The following is a 358-nucleotide window of genomic DNA, read 5'->3' as shown; positions in this document are numbered from 1 at the left end:
GCGTCGCCCTCAAACCCGAAGCCTTGAGCTTCGTTCAGGCCGCGAGCCTTGGCGTGCCGTACACCACCGCCTGGGATGCTCTGCAGCGCAGCCTGGTAAAAATTGAAGCGCGCCTGCTGGTCATCGGTGCCAATGGCGCGGTCGGCAGTGCCGCCATGGCGCTGGGCAAGATTCTCGGTGCTCAGGTGCTGGGTGCGGTGCGTCGTCCCGAGCAACTGCAAGCGCTGGAGGCCGACGGCTTCGCCGGACTGTTGCTCGATACCCCGGAGAGCCTTGGCAGTCAGGTCAACGAAGTCTTCAAAGGTGGCGCTGACGTAATCTTCGACACCACCGGCTTCTGGCTGCCCGCCGCCGTCCC

General features: G+C 65.1%; 1 protein-coding gene. It reads left to right on the top strand.

Annotation, left to right across the window (positions count from 1 at the left end):
• A partial coding sequence (locus tag EE949_RS00960) for a zinc-binding dehydrogenase (protein WP_164666666.1) occupies window positions 1-358 on the top strand: 358 nt, incomplete at both ends.

The organism is Pseudomonas viridiflava (genome assembly GCF_900602065.1).
GTDB lineage: Bacteria > Pseudomonadota > Gammaproteobacteria > Pseudomonadales > Pseudomonadaceae > Aquipseudomonas.
Note: the sequence above shows the minus strand (reverse complement) of the source record. Positions and strands in the feature narration are given on the sequence as shown.